General features: G+C 39.7%; 6 protein-coding genes. 3 read left to right on the top strand and 3 right to left on the bottom strand.

Annotated features, from left to right (window positions below; translation table 11 throughout):
* Window positions 1-230: 230 nt before the first annotated feature.
* Window positions 231-1,214 (bottom strand): ornithine cyclodeaminase family protein, encoded by a 984-nt coding sequence (locus tag AC06OU_RS00330; RefSeq protein ID WP_475853344.1) that lies wholly within the window; start codon window positions 1,212-1,214, stop codon window positions 231-233.
* 69 nt (window positions 1,215-1,283) lie between these two features.
* Window positions 1,284-2,624 (bottom strand): MFS transporter, encoded by a 1,341-nt coding sequence (locus AC06OU_RS00325; RefSeq protein ID WP_475853343.1) that lies wholly within the window; start codon window positions 2,622-2,624, stop codon window positions 1,284-1,286.
* 162 nt (window positions 2,625-2,786) lie between these two features.
* Between AC06OU_RS00325 and AC06OU_RS00320 the strand changes: the two genes are divergently transcribed.
* From AC06OU_RS00320 to AC06OU_RS00310, 3 genes are all read left to right on the top strand, one after another.
* Window positions 2,787-3,296, top strand: a complete 510-nt coding sequence (locus tag AC06OU_RS00320; protein WP_475853341.1) for a helix-turn-helix domain-containing protein — start codon at window positions 2,787-2,789, stop codon at window positions 3,294-3,296.
* A 174-nt stretch (window positions 3,297-3,470) separates the two neighbouring features.
* On the top strand, window positions 3,471-3,860 hold the full coding sequence (locus AC06OU_RS00315; protein WP_475853339.1) for a hypothetical protein: 390 nt from the start codon (window positions 3,471-3,473) through the stop codon (window positions 3,858-3,860).
* A 141-nt stretch (window positions 3,861-4,001) separates the two neighbouring features.
* The gene (locus AC06OU_RS00310) at window positions 4,002-4,298 is read left to right on the top strand and encodes a phospholipase (protein WP_475853337.1); all 297 of its coding nucleotides are present in this window, start codon (window positions 4,002-4,004) and stop codon (window positions 4,296-4,298) included.
* 89 nt (window positions 4,299-4,387) lie between these two features.
* Here AC06OU_RS00310 and AC06OU_RS00305 read toward each other — a convergent pair whose 3' ends face one another.
* Window positions 4,388-5,977 (bottom strand): long-chain-fatty-acid--CoA ligase, encoded by a 1,590-nt coding sequence (locus AC06OU_RS00305; RefSeq protein ID WP_475853346.1) that lies wholly within the window; start codon window positions 5,975-5,977, stop codon window positions 4,388-4,390.
* Between the last annotated feature and the right edge of the window lie 17 nt (window positions 5,978-5,994).

The raw sequence follows: 5,994 nt of genomic DNA, 5'->3' as shown, positions 1-5,994 counted from the left end.
CCCCGACAGGCAAATGGGGAAATGCGAGGAGGCAGTTCCTCAGCCACCGCAGTATTTTCCCATTTGACCCCGAGGGGCAAGGCGCCGGAGCTAGACAATCAGAAAAGCGCAGGCGCCTATCTCTGCCCCGACAAGCAAATGGGGAAATGCGAGGACAAGTTTCAGAATTTTATAGTTTCCTACACAATTAGAAAAGTCCGAGAAGCATAATTTGCTACTCGGACTCCTTTTTATACCTCTATTTCTGTACCAATATTATGTTCCCTTGCTTTTACAAAAACACCCTTTGCAACAGCCAAATCATAGTAAGCTGCGCCGACAGACTTGAATATAGTTATTTCCTCTTCTTGTTGACGTCCGTTAACTGCTCCCGTGACTAGCTGTCCTATTTCGCTATGTATTTTATCGAAGGACCATTCGCTAACTTTAGCTGCATGCATCAGCTCACCAGCTTCCTCTTTTACGCCAGCCAGATCGTCTACTACAATCTTAGAGGACTTCGTTATCGTGGCTACATCCATCTCTAACATATGAGGCAAATAAGAGCCAACTCCATTTATATGGGTACCTGGCTTTACGTCCTCCCCATTAAAGACTGGCTCAATCGACCTTGTTGAACAGCAAATAATATCGGCCTCGCTTACTGCAGCGGAGACATCCTCCATCACTTCATATGAAACATTTACACCAAAGTCTAGTAGCTTTTGACCAAACTGTTCTGCTTTAGCTGATGTTCTATTCACAAGGAGAATCCGTTCTATCTTACGGACAGCTAACACTCCAAGGACTTGCTCAAATGCCATTGCTCCGGTTCCAATAACCGTTAATACCTTAGCATCCTTTCGAGCTAAATAATCTGTAGCAATTCCACTAAGTGCACCCGTCCGTAATCTTGTTAAATAGGATGCATTTAACATTGCAAGATGTTCCCCATTCGTTGCATCGGAAAGTAAAACAACTCCTTGTGTAGTTGATTTCCCTAGCGATGGATTGTTTGGGAAGATGGTCACTACCTTCACTGCTGTCACTTCTCCAGCTAAATCGGCACTTGGCATATACAATGCAGAGGCCTCATGCTGAGGGAACTCAATGACAGTTCTATGGGGGTTTGCAATTTTTTCGTTCGCCTTTGCTTTTAATACAGCTGTTACATCCCTAATTGCATCTTCCATCTTATATGTAGATATTATCTCTTGCTCATTTATTACTAGCATTATTAGAACCTCCCAAAAATAAAAACTCGTCTTGCAAGATGATGTAAGACGAGTTCTATGTTCATGCAATTACACCTTACTAAATTCTTTTTGAGTAGACTTAGTTATTGTTTCGCCTGTTTGTACAGAAGTTACCTCATCTAAATTTTGCTGACTTCTATCCTTCACAGCCCAAATTGCCAATAAAGAAATCACAGCAGTGAAAATAATATAAAATGCCACTGGGACATAGGATCCATCAAATTGAAGCATAAGACTTGTCGCTACCAATGGGGCTGTACCACCTGCTAAAGCTGCTCCTATTTGATAGCCGAGTGTAATTCCAGTATAGCGAACCTTAGCGTCAAATATTTCCGAAAACATAGTTCCTAGTACTGCTGTAATTGGAGCCCATATGATTCCAAGCCCAATTACTGTGGCAACAACTAATAACACAAGCGACTGCTGCTGAAGCATCCAAAAGTACGGGAAAGCAAATAAAATCATCCCAACTGTTCCAGCCACATAAACCTTTTTACGACCAATTTTATCTGAAAGGCTTCCCATAATCGGTATCAGAATAGTCGTGATCACGGTTGCAACCATTACAGTATTTAATACAGCTGTACGTGAGAAGCCTAGTTCCGCTGTAGCGTAAGAAACAACAAACGTCCCAAATATGTAGAAAGGTGCAGTTTCAACAACCTTTGCTCCTACAGCAATAATAACCTCTTTCCAATGATACTTTAACGTATCAACGATTGGGAGCTTAGGAATCTCTCCCGACTCTTGCATCCTTTTAAATGAAGGTGTTTCTTCAATTCCTTTACGAATCCATAAACCAAAAATGACAAGGAACGCACTCATGATAAATGGAACACGCCATCCCCAAGTCATAAAGGACCCCTCAGGTAGGAGAGTCATAATGGATAATGCGACGGTCCCCATTACCATCCCAATAGTTACACCCATTTGAGGTATAGAACCGTATAACCCACGTTTTTCCTTAGGTGCATATTCCACTGCAAGTAAGAGCGCGCCTCCCCATTCTCCTCCAATACCTAGACCTTGGATGAGACGTAAAGTTATTAATAGGATTGGTGCCCAAACACCGATTGCCTGGTAAGTAGGAAGTAACCCCATACCAAAGGTGGCAATTCCCATTAAACTCAATGTGATGACTAGTGTTTTCTTTCTTCCGATCCGGTCACCAATATGACTAAATATAATTCCTCCAAATGGACGAATAAAAAATGCTAAAGCAAATGATGCGTATGAGAGCAATAATCCTACAGTTGGTTCCTCTGTTACAAAAAATACTTGATTGAAAACAAGTGCTGCTACTGTTCCATATAGAAAGTAATCAAACCATTCTATTGAACTTCCTACTAAGCTAGCAATCCAGACCTTCCTCATTTGCTTTGGATCCATTTACATCTCCCTTTCTAAAATTGAAGTGGTACTTTAATTTCTCCCCATAACTCATTTTAGATAGTTTTAAATTTTCTGTCAATATTTATTTGAAGTGGGAAGTTGAGACATGCATTAATAGTAGGTATGATGGGTTTAGAGATATAAAAAGGAGAGATTCATATGTCTTCTAATTTAATTGGAACCATTTTAAAAGATTTAAGAAAAGAACGTAAGCTTACCTTAAAGGAACTAGCAGACCAGACTGAGGTTTCTATAAGTTTTCTATCTCAAGTAGAAAGAGGAAAATCTAGTGTGACCTTAGAATCTCTGAAAAAAATAGCAGATGCCTTAAATGTCAATCCAACAGTGTTCTTTCCAGACTCCTTAAATGACGATCTAGCTGAAATCAGACAACAGTTTTATTATAAGGATCTATCAAACGGCATCCAGGATGCTGCTTATGCTCCTATATTAGTTACGCTTCAACCAGGGGAAAACAAGGGGAACGCCTTTTCACATAAAGGTCATGAATTTCTTTTTGTTGTGGAAGGTACCTTAACTGTAGTGGTCGATGGCAAGGAGGAAGTATTGAAAGAACAGCAATCCACTATGTTTAACGCAAATCTATTACATTACTGGTACAACCTAACAGATAAACCAGTTCGCTTTATCGTCGTTTCCTCTCGATAAAAAGTTACTGAACAACACCTTAAAAGGGATAAGCTCTATAAAAGCACACAATCGCTCACCTTTCAATACCATCAACCCGCTCCCAAAACACTTCCCATGTTTTGGATTATTTAAATTTCCGTGAATTAATAGTAAATTAAGTGAGAAGGAAGTTTAAATGAGGGAGATGGGGAAATGAGTAAAATATATTCAGAACTGGCCAAGGAATTACAAGTAATGATTGCAGTCTCAGAGGTAGACATCGAGAATATAATGTGCGCTATGTTAGAAGGGAACCAATGGGCAATACATAAAGATGAACAAGCTCAGTGGGTGGAAAAGCCAGCAGGGGTATATCAAGATGAATGGGCAACCCACCTTCTCCTTACTGGTGAGACGTTAAAACTAATAGATAAAAGAAATGAGAACACTATTTTTGGGATGAATATAGAAGATTTATATAACGGTATTGCCATGCATGTTAAGAATGATCATCTTAATAGCTTTTTAAAAGGAGTAACTAATAAGGTGGCAGATACAATTATTCAATACTCTCTTTTCAAAAGACTTCCCTATTTAGTCTAATACCTAATTACTTTGCAACCTTTAACCTAGGTTGCTTTTTTTATATTCATAGAAAATAAATGTTGGACAGCTAGGTGCTTGTATTTGTTCGTATTTACCGTCAAGAATATCTTAATACATAAAGATTAAGGGGGTGTTCGTTTGCAACAAAGAAGAAAGAGAAAACGTGGCTTTTGTCTTCCGGGTTATAATTGGTGTGGACCGGGATGTAGTGGACCAGGGGCGCCCGTCAACGAAGTAGATGCTGCCTGTATGATGCATGATCTTTGTTATGAAAGTGGAAGAGGTAAATGTGACTGTGACCATGAATTCTTAAAAAGACTTAGCCCCCTCGTTAATCCTCATACTGAGTTGGGAAGACATGCCCGTTTGATACAGAAATATATGCGTGTCCGAAGCAACCTTAACTGCAGATCCCCTAGACGTGGATCATATTAAGTTTATACAATTTGAAAAACTACCAGTGAAGAGAACTTACCATCATATTAAAGATCCCACAGCTTTCAAGGCAATGGGATCTTTTTTCATTAATTTACTTTCTTCGGTCCGTTCCAATACATTTCTCGCAGACGGAATTTTTGTAGCTTACCAGTAGCGGTTTTAGGAAGTGCCTCTACAAAATCAACTGCTTTTGGAGCTTTAAAGTGAGCCATTTTAGAGCGACAATAATCAATTAGCTCTTGTTCTGTAATGCTACTTTCCGGCTGAAGTACGACAACTGCCTTTGGTACCTCACCCCACTTTTCATCAGGTACCGCAATGACAGCTACTTCTAATATATCTGGATGCTTATAGAGCACACCCTCTATTTCAGTAGAAGAGATATTTTCTCCTCCTGAAATGATCATATCCTTAATACGATCTTGTATCTCAATATATCCATCTGGATAGGTAACTGCTAAATCACCTGTATAAAACCAACCATCTTTAATCGCTTCAGCAGTTTTTTCCGGGTCCTTATAATATCCTTCCATTACTACGTTACCACGTGTAATAATTTCTCCTAGCTCCTTACCGTTCCATTCAACCTCCTTGCCATCCTCCTGATTAACGACCTTTGTTTCTCCATTAAACGCTAACTCGATTCCTTGTCTCGCCTTAATAGTAGATTGTTCATCTACAGTTAGATCATCAAATTCTTTTTTCCATTCGCAATATAGAATGAATGGAGATGTTTCCGTTAGACCGTATACATGCATCATATTAAGTCCAAGGATTGATTGCGCTTTTGCGATTAAGGCCGCGGCAGGCGGAGCCCCTGCAGTAGCCATACGCGGATTAGTTGTGATTTTCACATCTTTTGCCTTCGGTTCATTAACAAGCATATTAACAACGGTTGGAGCCCCGCATAATAAAGATATTTTATGCTTTTCAAATAAATCTAGAATTAACGGAGGATCTACTTTTCGCAAACAAATATGGGTAGCCCCTACTGCTGTGAGTGCCCAGACTCCTCCCCAGCCATTTGCATGAAACATAGGTAAAGTATGAAGATACACGTCATCATGATTTACATTTAAATGATACATAAAGTTTGCTGCGTTCAAATAATTTCCTCGATGTGTCAGCATAACCCCTTTTGGCTTAGAGGTCGTTCCACTTGTATAGTTTAAGGTAAGCAGCTGATTTTCATCTATCTCTGGGAATTCTATTGCCTCTGTCCCTGCTGTGATAAAGTCCTCATAATCCTTTGCTTTCAATGTATGACTATGTCCGGCAACAGCCACTACTACGATTTGGTCAAAAGGTAGCTCTTCCACTATCTTCTCAATCGGGCCTGTAAACTCTGCATCTACTATCAACATTTTAGAGTCGCTATGCTTGATAATATACTCAATATCCTCCGCATTAAGACGGTAATTTAATGGTACCATTACCGCTCCCAGCTGACAGATCCCATAAAAGCACTCCAGCATATAATGAGTGTTAGGAAGCATTACTGCTACATGATCCCCTTTTCGAATACCTGCTTTATATAAAGAATAAGATAGCTGGTCAGCACGCTGCGAAAATTGCTTATATGTAAATTCCTTTTCTCCATCAATTACAGCTACTTTTTCCGGATAATACTTAACTGCTCTTCGTTTCCAATCTAACGGCGTTAATGGCGAGAACATAATTACCAGCTCCTTTT

This window comes from Psychrobacillus sp., from assembly GCF_056205495.1.
This window is presented reverse-complemented; position numbering and strand designations above follow the sequence as displayed.